22 protein-coding genes and 1 tRNA gene are annotated in these 16,449 nt (G+C 60.2%); 8 read left to right on the forward strand and 15 right to left on the reverse strand.

Going from position 1 to position 16,449, the window contains the following annotated elements; genetic code table 11:
* Positions 1 to 257: 257 nt before the first annotated feature.
* A complete protein-coding gene (locus EXZ48_RS12125) occupies positions 258 to 908 on the reverse strand; it encodes a protein-L-isoaspartate O-methyltransferase (RefSeq protein ID WP_088016539.1) in 651 nt (216 codons plus the stop codon).
* A gap of 367 nt (positions 909 to 1,275) precedes the next feature.
* Between EXZ48_RS12125 and exbB the strand changes: the two genes are divergently transcribed.
* The 6 genes from exbB (at position 1,276) to EXZ48_RS12155 (ending at position 4,411) form a co-directional block, all read left to right on the forward strand.
* On the forward strand, positions 1,276 to 2,295 hold the full coding sequence (exbB, locus tag EXZ48_RS12130; protein WP_165909346.1) for a tonB-system energizer ExbB: 1,020 nt from the start codon (positions 1,276 to 1,278) through the stop codon (positions 2,293 to 2,295).
* Between the two features lie 4 nt (positions 2,296 to 2,299).
* Positions 2,300 to 2,737, forward strand: a complete 438-nt coding sequence (exbD, locus tag EXZ48_RS12135; protein ID WP_130516140.1) for a TonB system transport protein ExbD — start codon at positions 2,300 to 2,302, stop codon at positions 2,735 to 2,737.
* 212 nt (positions 2,738 to 2,949) lie between these two features.
* Positions 2,950 to 3,023: transfer RNA gene (locus EXZ48_RS12140), tRNA-Cys, on the forward strand.
* A 176-nt stretch (positions 3,024 to 3,199) separates the two neighbouring features.
* Positions 3,200 to 3,457, forward strand: a complete 258-nt coding sequence (locus EXZ48_RS12145) for a hypothetical protein (protein ID WP_130516142.1) — start codon at positions 3,200 to 3,202, stop codon at positions 3,455 to 3,457.
* A gap of 47 nt (positions 3,458 to 3,504) precedes the next feature.
* Positions 3,505 to 4,086: a hypothetical protein gene (locus EXZ48_RS12150; RefSeq protein WP_130516144.1), complete on the forward strand. Its 582-nt coding sequence runs from the start codon at positions 3,505 to 3,507 to the stop codon at positions 4,084 to 4,086.
* Between the two features lie 4 nt (positions 4,087 to 4,090).
* Positions 4,091 to 4,411, forward strand: coding sequence for a hypothetical protein (locus EXZ48_RS12155; RefSeq protein WP_130516146.1), 321 nt, complete (start codon positions 4,091 to 4,093; stop codon positions 4,409 to 4,411).
* A 144-nt stretch (positions 4,412 to 4,555) separates the two neighbouring features.
* Here the strand turns inward: EXZ48_RS12155 and EXZ48_RS12160 are convergent, their stop codons facing one another.
* Both EXZ48_RS12160 and EXZ48_RS12165 read right to left on the reverse strand, forming a co-directional pair.
* On the reverse strand, positions 4,556 to 4,789 hold the full coding sequence (locus tag EXZ48_RS12160; RefSeq protein ID WP_130516148.1) for a hypothetical protein: 234 nt from the start codon (positions 4,787 to 4,789) through the stop codon (positions 4,556 to 4,558).
* A 309-nt stretch (positions 4,790 to 5,098) separates the two neighbouring features.
* On the reverse strand, positions 5,099 to 5,530 hold the full coding sequence (locus tag EXZ48_RS12165; protein ID WP_245462013.1) for a DUF3102 domain-containing protein: 432 nt from the start codon (positions 5,528 to 5,530) through the stop codon (positions 5,099 to 5,101).
* A 129-nt stretch (positions 5,531 to 5,659) separates the two neighbouring features.
* On the opposite strand from EXZ48_RS12165, the gene EXZ48_RS12170 reads away from it, so the two are divergent.
* Positions 5,660 to 7,105, forward strand: a complete 1,446-nt coding sequence (locus EXZ48_RS12170) for a P-loop NTPase fold protein (protein WP_130516149.1) — start codon at positions 5,660 to 5,662, stop codon at positions 7,103 to 7,105.
* A 66-nt stretch (positions 7,106 to 7,171) separates the two neighbouring features.
* Here EXZ48_RS12170 and EXZ48_RS12175 read toward each other — a convergent pair whose 3' ends face one another.
* The 8 genes from EXZ48_RS12175 to EXZ48_RS12205 form a co-directional block, all read right to left on the reverse strand.
* Entirely contained in the window at positions 7,172 to 7,666 is a 495-nt protein-coding gene (locus EXZ48_RS12175; protein WP_130516151.1) for a hypothetical protein, read from the reverse strand.
* Complete coding sequence (locus tag EXZ48_RS12180; protein WP_130516153.1) at positions 7,666 to 9,408, reverse strand: tape measure protein; 1,743 nt, start codon at positions 9,406 to 9,408, stop codon at positions 7,666 to 7,668. Before EXZ48_RS12180 ends, EXZ48_RS12175 begins: the two co-directional genes overlap by 1 nt.
* The gene (locus EXZ48_RS34845) at positions 9,408 to 9,554 is read right to left on the reverse strand and encodes a hypothetical protein (RefSeq protein WP_165909322.1); all 147 of its coding nucleotides are present in this window, start codon (positions 9,552 to 9,554) and stop codon (positions 9,408 to 9,410) included. The genes EXZ48_RS12180 and EXZ48_RS34845 overlap by 1 nt, the downstream gene beginning before the upstream one ends.
* A 59-nt stretch (positions 9,555 to 9,613) precedes the next feature.
* Entirely contained in the window at positions 9,614 to 10,054 is a 441-nt protein-coding gene (locus tag EXZ48_RS12185) for a phage tail assembly chaperone (RefSeq protein WP_130516155.1), read from the reverse strand.
* An 18-nt stretch (positions 10,055 to 10,072) separates the two neighbouring features.
* Positions 10,073 to 10,408: a hypothetical protein gene (locus EXZ48_RS12190; protein WP_130516157.1), complete on the reverse strand. Its 336-nt coding sequence runs from the start codon at positions 10,406 to 10,408 to the stop codon at positions 10,073 to 10,075.
* Complete coding sequence (locus EXZ48_RS12195; RefSeq protein ID WP_165909336.1) at positions 10,405 to 11,352, reverse strand: DUF2213 domain-containing protein; 948 nt, start codon at positions 11,350 to 11,352, stop codon at positions 10,405 to 10,407. Before EXZ48_RS12195 ends, EXZ48_RS12190 begins: the two co-directional genes overlap by 4 nt.
* 91 nt (positions 11,353 to 11,443) lie before the next feature.
* Complete coding sequence (locus EXZ48_RS12200) at positions 11,444 to 12,115, reverse strand: hypothetical protein (protein ID WP_130516161.1); 672 nt, start codon at positions 12,113 to 12,115, stop codon at positions 11,444 to 11,446.
* A 9-nt stretch (positions 12,116 to 12,124) separates the two neighbouring features.
* Positions 12,125 to 12,778 carry a hypothetical protein gene (locus tag EXZ48_RS12205; protein ID WP_130516163.1) on the reverse strand — a complete coding sequence of 218 codons (654 nt, stop codon included), beginning with the start codon at positions 12,776 to 12,778 and terminating at the stop codon, positions 12,125 to 12,127.
* A 116-nt stretch (positions 12,779 to 12,894) separates the two neighbouring features.
* On the opposite strand from EXZ48_RS12205, the gene EXZ48_RS12210 reads away from it, so the two are divergent.
* Positions 12,895 to 13,362 carry a hypothetical protein gene (locus EXZ48_RS12210; RefSeq protein ID WP_130516165.1) on the forward strand — a complete coding sequence of 156 codons (468 nt, stop codon included), beginning with the start codon at positions 12,895 to 12,897 and terminating at the stop codon, positions 13,360 to 13,362.
* Positions 13,363 to 13,370: 8 nt separating this feature from the next.
* Here EXZ48_RS12210 and EXZ48_RS34850 read toward each other — a convergent pair whose 3' ends face one another.
* The 4 genes from EXZ48_RS34850 to EXZ48_RS12225 form a co-directional block, all read right to left on the reverse strand.
* Positions 13,371 to 13,757 (reverse strand): hypothetical protein, encoded by a 387-nt coding sequence (locus EXZ48_RS34850; RefSeq protein WP_165909337.1) that lies wholly within the window; start codon positions 13,755 to 13,757, stop codon positions 13,371 to 13,373.
* Positions 13,754 to 15,157 carry a hypothetical protein gene (locus EXZ48_RS12215; protein WP_245462015.1) on the reverse strand — a complete coding sequence of 468 codons (1,404 nt, stop codon included), beginning with the start codon at positions 15,155 to 15,157 and terminating at the stop codon, positions 13,754 to 13,756. The genes EXZ48_RS34850 and EXZ48_RS12215 overlap by 4 nt, the downstream gene beginning before the upstream one ends.
* The gene (locus tag EXZ48_RS12220) at positions 15,154 to 15,597 is read right to left on the reverse strand and encodes a hypothetical protein (RefSeq protein WP_245462016.1); all 444 of its coding nucleotides are present in this window, start codon (positions 15,595 to 15,597) and stop codon (positions 15,154 to 15,156) included. Before EXZ48_RS12220 ends, EXZ48_RS12215 begins: the two co-directional genes overlap by 4 nt.
* A 67-nt stretch (positions 15,598 to 15,664) precedes the next feature.
* Complete coding sequence (locus EXZ48_RS12225) at positions 15,665 to 16,345, reverse strand: recombinase family protein (protein WP_130516167.1); 681 nt, start codon at positions 16,343 to 16,345, stop codon at positions 15,665 to 15,667.
* Between the last annotated feature and the right edge of the window lie 104 nt (positions 16,346 to 16,449).

Raw genomic sequence — 16,449 nt, forward strand, 5'->3', positions numbered from 1 at the left:
GTACGAAACTCCGATCCTGGCCAGCCCGTCGCGGGAGCCGCCTTTACACACTTCTCACCGACACGAAGGCCTGGTGCATTTCATCCGGCATCGGTGGCCGGTCGCGGACAGCTCCGCCTCGCCCGCGATAATGCCTCTTCGTTCATTCGGGAACAGTCGTCAGGTCCTTCAGGAAGGATTTGGTAACGACAATAGGACAGGCCCGTTGCGAAAGTGCAACAAACGGGCCTGTCGAAACGGCGCATATCCGCGCTGGCTCAGAAGACGAATTCCTTCGCCTTGCGGAAGCCCGGAAGCGGCTTGACGGCGGTGTTGAAGACGTTGCGTTCGGAGACGTGGCCGCCTTCCTTGATATAGAGACGCGCCTGCGAGGCATTGCCGTAACCCTCGACGACGACGAGGCGTCCGCCATCGCGCAGCTGGGCGAAAAGCGCCTCCGGAACGAACTCGACCGCGCCATGCACGAAGATCACCTCGTAGGGCGCTTCCGGCGCGTAACCGGTCTCAAGGTCGCCGGTGACGACGGCGACATTGTCATAACCGAGGCGGGCGAGCGTTTCCGTCGCACTCGCAGCCAGCGCCGCGTCGCTTTCCAGCGCCACGACGGAGCTGCCGAGAAGCGAGAGCACGGCCGAGGCGTAGCCCGTGCCGCAACCGACCTCCAGCACGACATCGCTGCTGGCGATCTCGGCCAGCTGGATCAGCTTGGCGAGCGGCGACGGCTCCATCAGGTAGCGGCCGGGGGCAATCTGGATATCGTCGTCGATATAGGCGAGCGGCTTGACGGCCGCGGGCACGAATTCTTCGCGCGCGACGGTCAGGAAGGCGTCGAGCACCTCATGCGCCGTGACGTCCGTCGTACGGATCTGGTTGTCCACCATCTTCGTGCGCGCTGCTTTGTAGTCAATCATCTCTAGCCCTGTGAGTAAGCGGCAGACCGCGGCACGAAGGCCCGGTTGCGATGCCGGATGCGTCGCAATTCTCTTAGAGCGGTTTCGGGCCGGGTGTCCATAGGCGGCGATCGTCTGCGCGCAAAAACCGCGCCGTTGCGGTTCCGTCCCGCCCACACCGAGGATTTTCCGCAGTTTATCATGAATAAATTACTCAACATATTATTGCCTGCCCCCTCCATAATGTCGTATTGAGCAGTCAGGTTTTTGCGGCGCCTGGCGTCCGCACCGCGCCCGTTTATCGGACGGGCACCGTATAAATTGAGACATGCAAGAGGAATACGCCGTGCTGAAACGGTCTCGACTGCTATTCGCGATCATCCTGATGGCGCTCGCCACCCCGCCGGCCGCCCTGGCCCAGACCCAGGAAACCCAGAGCCAGACGCAGGGTACTTCTGCGCAGACGGACAGCCAGCCGGAAGCCGGACAATCCGGCGGCGCGGCGACGGGCGGCACCGCCGCGACGACGACCACAGACACGACATCGCGGCCCGTGACAGGCGACACCGTGAACACGCCGGCCGTGACGGCCGATGCAGACCAGGAAGCCGCCGGCGAAGAGGCGACCGATCTCGACATCGTCGATGACGGCGGCGAACGGCAGGCCGGCCTGCCGCACGACCTTTCCCCCTGGGGCATGTTCATGGCGGCCGATATCGTCGTCAAGGGCGTGATGATCGGCCTTGCCTTCGCCTCCATCGTCACCTGGGCCGTGCTTCTTGCCAAGCTCGTCGAGCTGGCCGCGGCCCAGCGCTCGGCCAGCCGCGCCGTCCGGCAGCTCACGGTCGCCCGTGGCCTTGAGGACGGCGAGCAGGCGCTCGGCCGCAACCGCGGCACCGTCGCCCGCATGACGCGCGCCGCTCGCGAGGAAATGGAAGCCTCGGAGGCCGTGCTCGACCACGTTTCCGATGGCGGCGTGAAGGAGCGCATCTCCTCGCGCCTCACCCGCATGGAAGTCCATGCCGGCCGCCGCATCGCCAAGGGAACGGGCCTCCTGGCCACCATCGGCTCGACGGCCCCCTTCGTCGGCCTGTTCGGCACCGTCTGGGGCATCATGAACTCCTTCATCGGTATCTCGAAGGCCCAGACCACGAACCTTGCCATCGTCGCGCCCGGCATCGCCGAAGCGCTGCTGGCGACCGCCATCGGCCTCGTCGCCGCCATTCCCGCCGTGGTGATCTACAATTTCCTCGCCCGTGCGATCACCGGCTACCGCCAGAACCTCGCCGATGCCTCGGCCGCCATCGAGCGGCTGGCCAGCCGCGACCTCGACGTGCGCCGCTCGCTGCGCCACGGCGCGCAGCGCAGTGAACGGGGCCCAGGCTCCGTCGTGAAGATCGGGTGAGGCCATGGCGAGCAAGATCAAGGAAGGCGGCGGCGACGACCTCGAGGAGAACAGCGAAATCAACGTGACGCCGTTCATCGACGTCATGCTGGTTCTGCTCATCATCTTCATGGTGGCCGCGCCGCTCGCCACGGTCGACATCAATGTCGACCTGCCCTCTTCCGTCGCACAGCCGACGCCGCGCGAGGACAAGCCGGTCTTCATGACGCTGAAGAAGGACCTGACGGTCTCGATCGGCAATGGCGAGATCGCCCGCGACAGTTTCGGCCCGGAACTCGACGCCGTGACGGAAGGCAACAAGGATGCCCGCATCCTGCTGCGCGCCGACAAGGCCGTCGACTATGGCAATGTGATGGATGTGATGAACCTCCTGCGCGCGGCGGGATACGGCAAGATCGCCCTTGTCGGCGTTGAAGGCGGCGCCCCGGCGCAGCAGCAATAGAATATGGGGCGCGCCCTCGGGCGCGCCGCCTGGACCTGCGGTCATCGGCCACCGTATGTTCGGCCTCCGGCAAAGCTGCGACAAAAACGCCGTCAAACGCTTCGTACACATCCGCCAGGATGAAAAAAACGGCATGTTCGGAATAAGCCCCTTGCGCCCTTTCTCAATTCGTTCTAAACGCCCGGCACCACACGCTTTATAGCAAAACGGATGGCCTCGTGGCGGAGTGGTGACGCAGAGGACTGCAAATCCTTGCACCCGAGTTCGATTCTCGGCGAGGCCTCCACTCTGATCTCTCAATGATTTCAATACGATAAGCGCCCCGCCGGCGAGCGCTTTTGCCGTTTTCATGTCGCAATGTGTTGCAACTGATTTCCCTTGATTTTCAATGGCTCCGCGTCACACTCGGCAATTCCATGCAACATGGCTTGCAACATGGCGAGACCCGGGACGGAGAAACCTATGATGATCGATGAGACGAAGCTGGATTATATTAAGAACGGGGCAGACGACGCTATCACCTCATTTCGAGGCGGCAAAGTTTTCGATATCCAAGACGTGATTAAGCACATTCTCACTGACCTAGATGAGGAAGATCGAACGGAAGTCAGGGCAATGATCTTTGACGATGAAGGTCGGGCGGCTCTAACGGAATATCTCCGCAGCCGTAGAGATATTCGACCCGAAAACGTCGGACCGGCAGGTTTTTGGCGAGCTTGACTCCCACGTGCCATTAGCGAATGTGCTCGCTCCACTGGGGAGAATGTATGGCGGCGATCTTACCGGAGCTCCTCAAGAGCATGCTGCAGTTGCTCGGTGCTGCTTTGGTCGCTTGGCTAGCCGTTCGATGGGCCTTGGCACGCTTTAAGTCTGAACGAATGTGGGAGCGGCAATTTTCCGTTTTGTCAGACCTGCTGTCGGCTGTTTTCGACCTCTCTCGTATGCTTCGAGAATGGGATGATCACTTTTCGGAGAAACACATTCTGTCTGGCGCGCGTATTGCCGAACTGCGAGAACAGTATGAGAGACAGAGACAACGCATCCGCGACTGCTCTATCCTCGCCGCCATAGTCGTGCCTGTTGAAGCGGCCGAGAAAATAGCAACCGTGGAATCTGACCTTGAGAAGGCGTTCGATAGCCAACTCGGCGACCATATTTCTCTGGGTCGGGAGAGAAGAATACTCAACGATGCAAAACGCGAGATCCTTAGGATCGCGTGGGATACGCTTGGGACGCGCGACCTTCATCGGCCGCGACTGTACGAAAACCCTCGCGCGTGGTTGAAGATGAAGAACGAGGAAAGGCTCAGCTACAGCGACGAGGCTCTCGCCTCCAGAAAAAAGGAATAGAACGATGTGGACGTCTGTCTTCATTCTTCTCGTTAGCGCTTCGGCAACCGTCTATCTTGAGCAGCAGGCCGACGAGATGATGCTCTCAGTTGAAGCTGGGCAGCTCGTGAGCGCAGCAGACATCTGCGGATTTAAACTGGACGCCGAGGCCCTTAAGGCATTCATGAGTGGGAAGATCGCTGACCTGCACGACACTGCGCGATTCAATTACTACGCGGTAACGACCAATTTCCCCAGCGAGCTGGAGGCTATGACGGAGACCGCTAAATTGGCGAGCTGCGCGCTTCAGGAGACCCTCGCCAAGAAGCACGGCCTGGTGAAGTAGCCGCTACCTCTGTCGGCCACCTTGCCCCGCCGGTGATTTTCACTATCTTGATGCCAGACCGAGCACCGTGGATGTACCGGACTCGTCGATTGCGAAGGCCGGGGACGTACGCCCGGCCTTTTGCTTTCGTGCTCCAGCCCGCTGCTACGCCAGCAGACGCACACGATTGCCACCCGCGTACTCGATGCGCTTCTGAGAGACGAGACTGTCTAGGCAGGTCACAATCTCGTCCTGCGTGAAGCCGGCCGCAATCAGGCTTGGCCCGACGCGATATAGATCGATTGGGATTTCCGGCGTCGCACCAACTGCGCGGAGCTCGGCCAAGATGGCTTCCTTGCAGCGCTGGTAGACCAGCTTGCGATCTTCATCTGGTGCCATCGGAGCAAACTCTCAAGGTATGTCATGCACAAGGTATTGCCATCATGGCAACACCATCAGCCGCGTCGCACCGCATTAGAGGCGCTCCGGTTCCGCGAGCGTGAGGAGCCGCGACAACTCCCATTCGAACAGCCTCGGCATATCCATCGATCACGTCGCCGAGGCGATAGAAGCCCTTACGCGCGCTCGGCTTTATACAGCCCTCGCGTGACAGTGTGCGTATCCGGTTCTCGGTGACATAGACCGCCCGTGCGGCTTCCGGTGTGCTGACGAGCCAGTCGCGCAGCGCCCGCCCTCGTTTGTAGACTGTCATGCCGCCACGGCCTTTGCCGCACGCATGTATCGCTGGGCCTGGCTGTAACTGATGCCCGATTTCTCTTCCACCCACCGGCGGAAATGGCCGTGCGGCAGGCCTGCCTTGACCCGCAGAAGGTCTGCACCCATCCGGATCGCTTTGTCATCGGCCACTCGCTCGTAAGGCCTGGGGAGGCGCTGAGCCGCGGGTCCGTCTCGCCGGGGTGCCATTGCGTCCGGCGCGTAGAGGCGATCGTGTGCCTCTCTGGCGGCCCGCTGCTGGTCTGCAGACAACGCCTTGAACTGCCTTACCGTCATTCCAAGCCCGAACGCGATGCACGCGATGCTCCGGTTCTCACGGTTCGCGATATGCTTGATTCGGACCAGTTGGAAATTGTTGAGGTGGCGCATCACGCCAAGGCCTTCGACTTCGATTTCAGTGATCATTTCGAACCGCCACCTTTCTCTCGATCGTGAGTGTAGATAACCACGGAGCCGCTAAGAAGTGAAGCTTCTGCGGTCTTGACTCAGGCGTGCGACTGCCGCTGTCTACAATCCAAGGGGAGAGCGCGCGACATGGACCAGGGTGCGAATTATTGGGATGCTGATCTGCTTGGCAGGAGGGAGGACTCGGAGTTCCTCTACAATTTCCTGGTGGGTCAAATCGAGAAACGTAAATCTCAAGGGAGGACCGCCTCATATGTCTTGAACATCGATGCAGACTGGGGTGGAGGCAAGTCATTCTTCCTAGACGGGTTCGCCCTTGATCTAGAGGGAAAAGGCCATATGGTCGCTCGGATCAATGCGTGGCGCGATGACCATGCCGTCGATCCTTATATCGCAATCATGGCTGCAATCGACAAGGCTTTCGCCCCATTCGTCAAGAAGCCTGGGAAGGCGGCAACTGCATGGGCCAGCGCAAAAGCGAGTGGCGGCCCCATTGCGTTGCGAGTTGCAGCGGCCATCGGGAAGGGGCTTGTGAAGAAGCATGCCGGCGTCTCTCTCGACGAGCTTAAAGACCTGATTACCGACGATAATTCAGCGCCTGGGGAGGCGGCTGAAGCTTTGGAAACAGCCGTAAGCGAGACCAGCGCGCAATTGGAAAAGCTGTTCGATGCATCAGTCGAAGCCTTGATCGACGGTTTCAACCGCACCGACGATGCGATTACAGACTTTCGGGAAAAATTGGAAACAGCCGTCGCGTCATTGTCGACGGAGAAAAAGTCGCCACTATTTGTGTTGATCGACGAGCTTGATCGGTGCCGCCCCACTTACGCAGTTCAGCTTCTCGAAAGGGTCAAACACCTCTTCGACGTCGAGGGTGTCGTGTTTGTATTCGCGACGAACACCCAGCAGCTCCAGCACAGCATAGCAGGCGCCTACGGCCCGGGCTTCGACGGGATGCGGTACCTCAGACGGTTCTTTGACCGAGCATACGTTTTTGAAAAGCCTGCGATCGAAGACTATGTAGCCGTCCTCTGCGCGGAGCTTCCTGCAAACAAGATTAGAAGCCCGGAGGACAATTTAAGAGGCGTGCTTACGACTGGCTTTAACGCTTACGGTTTTGAGCTTCGAGCAATTAAGCAGGTCATGGAAGTTATTGATGCGACCGCAACGGCGTGGCATCATCCGTTTCCGATCGACATATTACTGCTGTTTCCCTTATGCGCGAACTTTTATATAACAGGAAAAGCAGAGTGGCCCGCAGCGCCGGTCCGTGAACTAGAAAACTGGAAAATCGACTACAAAGTAAGGAGCCGTGGAGGTCGCGATAGCGAAACCCTCACCGTTAGTTTTGTCAACGGTTACGGAACCGCGTTAAGCTTGTCTAGAAGCCTAGAACGAATAATAAACTACTCCCAAGATAATGAAAACCAAGGGCCAGTAGCGCAGCATTTAAGAAATTCGTTTATGCCAGAGTGGAATAATAAACGTTATAACCCATCGGATCCAAGCGTCCAGACGGAGCTGCCCGGACTAGTTGCAAATGCGGGAAAGATGAGGGTCAAGAAGCCTGATTGACCTTCTTTGTACAGTAATCACAGATGTGACGACGCAAGTGCCTCGCGATAAGGCGCCTTTACACTTTCATTCGTCTAACTTCCAAGCGACTGAGTTTCGCAGCTCGCCCGTGTCGATCAAGGGTTTTGAGCTACCTTTCAGCGCGATCGTGGCTGGGGCGTTCGGCGGCGACACAATGGCGGTAATCATCCCCTGGATGTCACCTTGTGCCCTGATCCCGAGTCGGCTCAGCGCGGCGGATTTTGCCACATCTCCGCTGTTTCCCATGGCGACGGCTTGAACGATCCTCGTGGCCTCCTTGCGCAGTAGATTGCGATAGCCACTGGTATTCTCTCGCATGGCATTCCGCATGAAGGGGCGTTCCGGCACTGGGCCGCCCCAACCGCCGCCGGATGCGCCGCCGCGGGTGCCGAACTCCTGCCAGATTGCGCGCTGGATCACGTCGGCGTCGGCCTCGCCCTTTATAAATCCTACCTTCACAGCCGTTGGACCGCGGCTGAGCGATCCTATGCCGGCGATCCCCTTGCCTCGCTTGGTGTAGACCTTCTTGACGGTCACCATCAGATCATGTCGTCTTTTTCGAAACGGGTGCCGCCGGCGCGGGCCGCTAATCCGCCGACCGCTGCACCTACCTTGGCACCAACAGCCGCCGAAGCGTCCTGGACGCCATTGACCACGACGCCGCCAACATCGACCTTGACTGACTGGTTTCGGTTGTCGGTGACAGCCTGGACACCTTGTGTCGCCGCGCGCGCCGGCCCTCCGCCATTGATGTATCGCGAGTGATCGAGGAAGTTCTTGATCGCATCGCCAGAGGTAGGCCCGGCACCAAGGCCGGCACGATGGCGGCCGCCTTCAAAGTGTACGCCGCCCCATCGGCGCTTTTCGGCGTCGAGTCGGTTCAACAGGTCCGGGTTCTCTTTCACGGCCGCCGCCATCGCATCGTGCGGCACGTCGTTGAGTGCGCCATAGGTCACAGCGCCGGCGATGGCATAGGGATTCGCGCCGCGCATGAAGAAAGCGCCCGCCGCTCGTGCAGCTGCTCCGATTTTTGTTAGGACGCCCGCACCGGCCGCTGCTTGTCCGCCAGCAAGGAGACCAAGGGCAGAAGCCAGTCCGCTTACTGCAGCGGATAGCGCTTTCACAGGGCCTACCGCGAACAACAGGCCCGCTCCAGCGAATGCGATGCCTGCAAGGCCGCTTCCAAGCGTACCCGCATCGATTCCCGTTAGTTTCTCAAGTTCCGCGGCCAGGTCGCCGATATATGAACCTCGCCCCTGTATCCACCGAAATATGTCCTGCAGGACCAAGAGCGCAAAAGTCTTTGGAAAAATCACTGCGCCGAGAACCTTGATCGCCTCGATCAAGTAACCGAACATATCCGGGTTGTTTTTGGCCCAGTCCCGCAGAAACTCGAAGTCCTTAACAAGCAGCTTGATCTGGTGCTTTCCCTGCTCGACCGCCCACGTCAGGCCCAGGCCCAACTGCTTCGACCAGTGATCGAGCGTGCCGTCCTTGTCGAGCTTATCGATATAGTCGAGCAGATCGCCAAGGTGGCCCTTAACCGTGTCGAAGAACCCTCCGCGGCCGGTGCGAAGCTTAAAATCCTCCCACGAGTCCCCAAGGTTTGACATCATGCCGTTCCAGGTCTTCGATTGGCGGATCATCGCGCCATTGAAGCGGTCGCCGAGGTTATCGAGCACCCATTTGCGGACGGCCTCGCCGCTTTTCTCGACGGTTTCCTGAACCTGCTTTCCGTTCTTTTGATACGAGAACGTGACCTGCTTGCCCTTCTGCTCGACGGTAATGCCGAACTCGCGAAGGCGCTCGAACTGGAACGTCGTCGCGTCCGCGAGCGCTTCGACCGCTTGTTCCAGCGGCTTGTTCATAGCCGAAGCCGCGTCGCCTAACGTTCGCAGCGTGTCGTCGGCGATAGGGTCGATGCCGTAGGTTCTCAATTTTATGAAGGCGTCAGTGAGACCGGCGACCTCGTAAGGCGTCTTCTTCGCGAAGTCGGAGATCCAGTCCATGGATGTCCGCGCCTTTTCGGCCGAGCCCTCGATCGTCGTTAGAGCGGCCTCGAATCCCTCGAATTGGGCGCTTGTCGCGATGACAGATTTCCCGAACGCCGCCATGCCGCCGCCCACGACAGTGCCCAGCGCCACGGCGAAGGTACCGGCGCGGCTCACGAAAGCGTCGAGTTGCTGCTCGACGCGCTTCATGTTGGATTGGAACCGCTTGAGGTTGTCCTCGCCGGTCAGCTTCCAGCCTAGCAGGGCATAGAGTTCTTCTATCGCAGCCATCACTGCCTCGCTTTCAACTTTGCCGCCCGCTCGGCCTTCTCGGCCTGGGCTGCCTCAAGGTTCATGATCTCCTCGGCGGCGAAAACGTCGGACAGCGTCACCCATGTGCGAAGATCGTTCAGCGTGTAGAGCGGCGGGTCGCGCATGACGGCTCTCATAAGGAAGAAATCCGTCGTTGGCGCGATCCTCGCCACCTCTTGCTCTGTCAGGCCGCTGCGGTCGTCTTCGTCGCGGGGCTGCCAGTCCGACCGGGGGCGGTAAAAAAATCGCCCAGCACCTCCTGCAACACGAACATGCAGACGGGAATGATGTCGCCGAGTTGTCCGTAGAAGTCGCCGTCAAGGTCCACTTGGTCGTATTGCCCGGACTGATGAGCCACCTTCGCAAACGTCATGATGTAGGTCACGAGCGCCGTCACCTCGTCGGGATCGTTCTTCTCGTAGAAGTCAGCGATGATTGGCAACATCGTGAGCCCCAGGGCATCGTCGCCCACCTTACCGCTGCGCGCCGCCTGGTCGCGGGCGGTGAAGAACTTTTCGAGCGATGGCCCGAGCGCTCGGACGACCCGCGCTTGAAGCCGGATGGCCTCGGTTGCGAGGGGCTGGTCCACCTTGAAGGTGCGCGTGCCGATCTTTCGTTCTGCCATTGTCGTGTCCTTTTAGGTTCAAGCGGCCGCCCCGGCCGGTGTTACGGGACGCGGGCCTTTGAAGGCGCCGCGGATTTCGTCATCGCTGTCGGGATAGGAGCCGGGTGTACCGAGCCGGGCCTTGAACAGGGTCGTGGTGATGAGCGTGGCACCGCAGCGCATGATGATGATGACCCAGGACTGCCCGGGCGCGAGGTCGAGGCTGTGGCCGCGCTCGCGGGCCGCCTGGAGCTCGTGCGGAAAAGGCGCTCTTGCCCGGTATTCGCGATGCGGATGCTGGGCAAAGAACGCAAGATCCTGTTCATCGGTACGTGCAGGAGCGGGCTTGTCGTCGGGACTGAGGAACAGCTTCACGATGACCTCCAGCAATTGAGGCTGTCGCAATGATCGAGGTAGGCCTCGTGGGCGCGTTCGCGATCGGTGAGAGCTGAAAGCGGCCGGCCGTCGCGAGCGACCTTCGGGCCGGTATCGGCTGCCTTCTCGGTGCTGCCGTCCAGGGCGCGCCGCTCGTGGTAGGCGGTGTTCATGTCGGCGACCATCTTCTCGTAGGCGTCGTTCGAGGCCTTGGCGTCGCCGGTGAGTTCGTTCGCGTCGACGACGGCGCCGGCCGTGATAGCGAAATATTCCTCCGCCTTCATGCCCTGGTGCCAGATGCCGCGGACGTCATCGAAGATCGGCAGGGCGGCGGCCTGGGCGAGAGGCATGCCCCGCACGCTGTCCCGCATCGTCTGCTTTTCGGCGTCGGTCATCGTCTTGAGATCCTTGCGGCCACTGTCGCCGATTCGGAGTTCCGAGCCGCCGCGCGCCTGGGGCACCACGGCGATATGATTGCTGCGGATGCCGCGCTGGATGGCGTCATAGGCCTCGCCGGAGGGCGACTTGCCGGGCGTCCAGTCGAGCGTACAATCGTAGCCCATTGACAGTTCGCGGGTGCCGGCGTCGATTTCCTTGATTGTCGGCTCATCCGCCAAAAGCATCGAGACCCGAATGAAATCGCCGTCGCGCGCCACCTCGCCGTCGCTCCAGCCCTTGGCGACGTCCCGCCAGTTGATCGACGACACGGCGCTGGAAGGGTGACCAAGCGTCACGGGCCGGTGGGCAAAGCTCTTCATCGTGTCGGCGCTGAAAACCTCAGCAGCGGGCCGGAAGACGCGAACCGTGGCCATTTCCGGCTTGCCGACTTCGGCACCGGTGTAGAGCTGCACATTGTCGGCGCGCGCCACGCGGGCATTGACGACCAGATAGCCGTCGCCGGTGCGGCGCTTGTCGTCGATCGTAAGCTTGTCCTGAAGGTGCATGTCCATTCCTTTCGATTGAGGCGGTGGCGAGGCCCACCGGGGGAGAAACCCATAACCTCGCCACCACTCCACCGGGGCATCCCGGCCCGGGTTAGTGTCGCCAGTTGTTGAGGTCCGCAACCATTTGCTGATAGGCCCTTTCGGATGCCCCCCGAAGGTCGCCATCGCTTGGCTTGAGCCCATCCTTTACAACAGCGGCAAAAGGATCGACGTTGACGCGGGCCTCCAGCGATTCAAACCGCTCGTCGATATAGGCGTCAGAGCGCCCGTTCACGGCTTCATCGCCGAAACGTCGCCGGACGACCTCGCGGCGAATGTCGGCGTCCTTGGTGATCTTCGATGCGTCGAGGCTCGGATCGATCTTCGCGACGACCGCGAGCAGCTTGGCCCGCGCCTCGGCCCTGCGATGGATCTCGTCGTCCTCGGTCCTCGCCTTGGCCTTCATCGCCTCGATTTCGCGGTTGATGGAAGCGATTTGCGCGTCACGCTCGGCAATCTCCGCGAGCCGGCGCTTCTGCAGTTCAGTCGCCGCGGCATCGAGCCGGGCGGCTTCCGCCTCCATGGCGTGAACGAAGTAGGCGACTTCCTCGGCAGTCACGATCTGCATCGGCGCCTCGCTGGCGTCATAGGTCGACTTTCGCCCGCTACGCGACACCTCGCCCCACGACGCGACCACGGCGTCAATCTGGGCCTTCTTCTCGTCGGAAAGACCAACCTCTTCCGCGGTCTCGACCCGCACCTTTTTCCAGCTGAAAAAGCTCATCGGAATTCCTCAATATCCAGAGTAACGGGGCCAGGCGTAGCCATGGATGCCGGCGCGTTTGAAGTGGGGGAGCCTGACCCCCTGAATCAGGGATGGGAAATCCGAGGTCGGGTTGACCTCCCAATTCGGCAATGCCTCGCGGGCGACGGCTTCCGCAGATCGAAGCCACATATCACCCTGCCTGCCCGGATTGGCGCGGACAAGCCTTTCGTTGTTCGCCGCGACGCGCTCCAGAAGGGAGATGAGCCTTGCGGCGAGCGCCGGATAGTCCTCACTGAGCTCCTTGACGAGTTGGTCGCGCTCTGCCTTGGCCGCCTGATATTCGACTTCGGCTGCCTGCGCCGCCTCCCGGCGCTTTGCATCGGTCAGCACGTCCGCAAGCTCTTCAGCGGCTCGGTCAAGGCGCGTGCTGCGGAAATCGGCGTCCTGCATCCTCTGGCGGGCGTCGGCGACGTCGGCGGGGCGGAGGCGCGGATCGAGGGCGAGTGCGCTGGCGGCCTTGCTCTCAGCCTTCGCCGCGGCGCTGGTTTCCTGCACCTCCTGAAGCAAGGCCGTAAGGGCCGCTGCCGACATCACATTGTCGAAGGCGTCGGCGATCCGATCGTCAAGGCTTAGCGCGATTTCTTCGCGAATAGAAACAACCTTCTGGGCTTCCTTGGCCATGTCGATCTCCTGTGTTGAGACCGATCAGACCACAGCGCAGCGCGCCCCGGTATTGGAAGTGTTTCGAAGAATTTGGAAGTATGTGCTAGCCTTCTCTTCGACTTTGGGGGGATCTCATGAGCTATGAAACCATTCTAACCTATTGGCCATTCACTGCGGCCGGCTTCCTCATTTTTCTTTATGCAATCTTTCTAATCCACAGAGGCGTGGAAATTGGTGTGGGGCATTCCGTTCTGGTTATAGCTTCCTTTCTGGTCGTTCTCGCTCCATATTTCAGTGTCAAGATCGGAACTGATGGAAGCATCGTGTTGGAACGGCTGGAGTTTCTTGGAGCGACAGCGCAGGAGACCATTCAAGGCGTATCAGCTCTTCAGTCTCGGTTAGAGAGCTTGGCTTCCAGCACAGAACAACGGCTTGCCGCTCTAGAAAAATTGCAGGCCAGTACTTCGACGCCCCCCATCGATGAGCAACTTCCAAAATTGGTCACTCCTGATGTTTCTGTCCCTGCTATCGACGATTCGAAAATAATCATTGATAGGCTGGAACGAGCTTTTCCGACCCGATTGGACCACCTTCGGTTCTGATTGTTCGTTCAGGAGCCACACCGTTCGTTGCGGATTGCCTCAAGAACTGCAATGGTTCGAGCTAAATAGAACCTGACCGATGGGTGGTTCCTCTCACCGGCGCGAAGGCGCTCGAGCGTGGTTGTCTGACCGTCAATTTTCATGAGTAGTGCGGGTAGCGAGATCTGTAGGGGCGAATGTCTTTCGGCTTGGCGCCCGATGCCATCCTTGTGAGCCCATATCCGGATTGTCTTGTCGGATACCTGGGCGAAATACATCGCCGTCTCAATTCGTACGATCTCCGAGGGCAGCATCGGCACTGGCAGCTTCCGAGAGCCATCGCGGCCGCGCGCGAGCTCGCCGTCGACCAGGAGCGGCATCGGCTGAACTGTGTCGAGGTCGGCCACCGCTCTCATGCCACGTGCTCCAGAGTGTACGTCGAGCGACGGGTGCGTGCCTGGGTCAATACGCCCGCAACGGCATTGGCAACGTCGTCATGGGCCCCAGGGGAGTGATCGATCGAATCCCGGCCGCCGCGCGCCGTGCGACGCTCCAGGCCGCAAAGCTGGGTAACAAGCACGGGGATGTCGAGAAGGTCGACCTCCGCTGAGTTGATCAGCGGCAGTAGGTCCTTATAGAGGTCGGACTTCGGCTTTGCCGCCTGCTCGTAGCGGATGCCGTGCTTTTTGAACTGCTCGACCGGCCACTCGCCGGCATACCGATCGCCCAGCAGCGACGTGACCCGGTACTGCTTGAGCAGGTCGCAGAAGTCCTTCACGGTTGTCTCTGGGCTGAAAGGCGGTTTGACCTCCCGCACCACGTCGAGCATGGCCGTTTTCTTTTCCGCATGGGCAATGGCAAGCGTCATGCTGTCCGCAGAGCCGCCCGAAGGGTCGACAAAGGCGAAATAGCGCTGTCCCGACACCGGCGCGCGCTCCCGGGTTCCTGGATCGACACAAGCCTCAACGGCCTCGCGAGACACGAAGGTTTCGATGTCGTTCCGGAATTCGGCGCCGTACTCGGCAGAGGCTTTCGCAGGATCTCGGGCGACGGCTCGGTCTATGACATGCTGCGCGACCGTAGGGTTCATTTCCCGCGTGGCAGCCTTCCAGACAAGGGGCTCCCCGTCCTTACCCCAAAACCGCCGGAAAGCGTCATACAGCGCGCCCTTTTTGGCATAGGGCGACGACATGCAGAGCATCATGGCGTTCGGGATAGTGGCCATGCCTGGCCGAATGGCGTCCAAGACTTCAAAGTCAGGTTCGGCCGCGTCATCGGTGCGCCAGAAGGCAATCTCATCGGCAAGCAGGGCAACATAGGTGTAACCGCGGGTCGATCGGAACGAAGCGGTGCCGACCTCGATCGACACGGAGTTGCTGAGATCGATGCCGTTGGCCGTCACCTCAGCCTTGAGCATCATGGCCCTCAGCATCGGGATCTTGGTGAGCATGGCGCCGATATATCGAAGGATGACGCGTGCCTGCTTCTTGTCGGCCGCGACAATCATCACCGTGCCGCGCTCGCCGGGCGCGAGGTATTGCTCATAGTCGAAGAAACAGGCCAGGTAGACGGCCACCAGCGACGACACGAAGGATTTGCCACCACGGCGACCGATTATTAGCCAAGCCTCGTTGGCGGCCTCTGTCGGGGCTTCCTGGCGCCCTGTATGCCTCTGATAGATCGCCAGTTGCTCGGCGGTCATGGGCAGACCAAAGAGAGCGGCCAGGAACGCAAACCAAGCCTCGTAGTTATCGCGGTTCTTGAACCACGGGGCGAAAAGCTGAGGTTCTCGGCAGGCCTGCAGGATGTCTATCATGCGCCGGCGCGCTCCAGGCGGGCATCAGCGGCCATGCCTCCGCTGAGGAAGTCCTTCAGGCTTGGAGCTGCAGGCTTCGCCTTGGGCTTGTCAGTGCCGAGGCTCTTCATGATCCGCATCAGGGCGTTGTTCCAGGCGAGATATTGCCGGCTGTCACGCTCGGAAAGCCCGTCACTTTCCAAGGCTTTCGCATCCATCAGGGCGATGTGCAGGGTCAGGAAGGCCGCACGCTCGACCATAGTGCTCTGTGTGACCGTAAGGCTACCGCCCAGGTGATCGGTGAGCTCATCCCGCACGGATTGCAACAGACGGGCTTCTCGGGTGCGTCCATCCAGCTTCGCCAGCACTTGTGGGCGCGAGTACGGTCCTATGTCAGCCATATCGTTTTCATCTCCGAACCGGCTGCGATTTCGTGGCGTCACGAATTCGGTTGCGGCCATCGACGTGTAAATACACCCTATGTGAGGTGCATTTCAATAGATAGATCATGACGATGAGACGACATCCTCATGTGGAAAGTGAGGACGAACCCCGGTTGAGGATGCGGGAGACCTGCGTAGCCGACCATTTGCCGCCTCGGGACGTCCTAATGCCTTGCTCGTCGAGTGTTGCGGCGATTTTCTGGAGGGAGGTGCCGGCCTGATGCAGAGGGCCTATGATCTTCATGAGCTTTTCCGCCTCACGGTTCGCCTTGACCTGTATGGCGACGTTTCGCTGCATGGTCGCGTCCCGCATACCCCCGAGCTTCACGCCGCGCTCCTTGGCGCTCCTGAGGGCTGCCTTGGTGCGTTCGCTTATGAAGGTGCGCTCCTGCTCGGCAAGGGCGGCGTAGATATGCAGTTGAAACTTATCGGCAAAGGGCATTGAGGCGACGCGCAGCTTGACCTTGCTGTCATCCATCAGCGCAGCGATGAAGGATACCTTGCGGCTTAGGCGGTCGAGCTTGGCGACCAGAAGCTCAGCACCTGTCTTGCGGACCATGGCAAGCGCCTTGTCGAGCTCCGGCCGGCTGTTGTCTCCGCCGCTCTGCACGTCCTGAAAGCTGCCGATGATTTCAAACGGCACGGCGCTAAACTGGTCGAGGAAGATGCCGATATCGCGCTGTTGCGCTTCAAGGCCAAGCCCCGACTTGCCCTGATCCTCAGTCGAGACGCGGGTATAGACGACATAGCGAAGCTTGGCAGACATGGCCTGATCTCCAGTGGGTATGCTGGATAATCTCACGCCCGTTACAAATGTCAACGTTGATTGAGCATGTTAAATCGTTGAATTTGCTTAAAGGTGGAGGAACT

The organism is Shinella sp. JR1-6 (assembly GCF_004284735.1).
GTDB lineage: Bacteria > Pseudomonadota > Alphaproteobacteria > Rhizobiales > Rhizobiaceae > Shinella.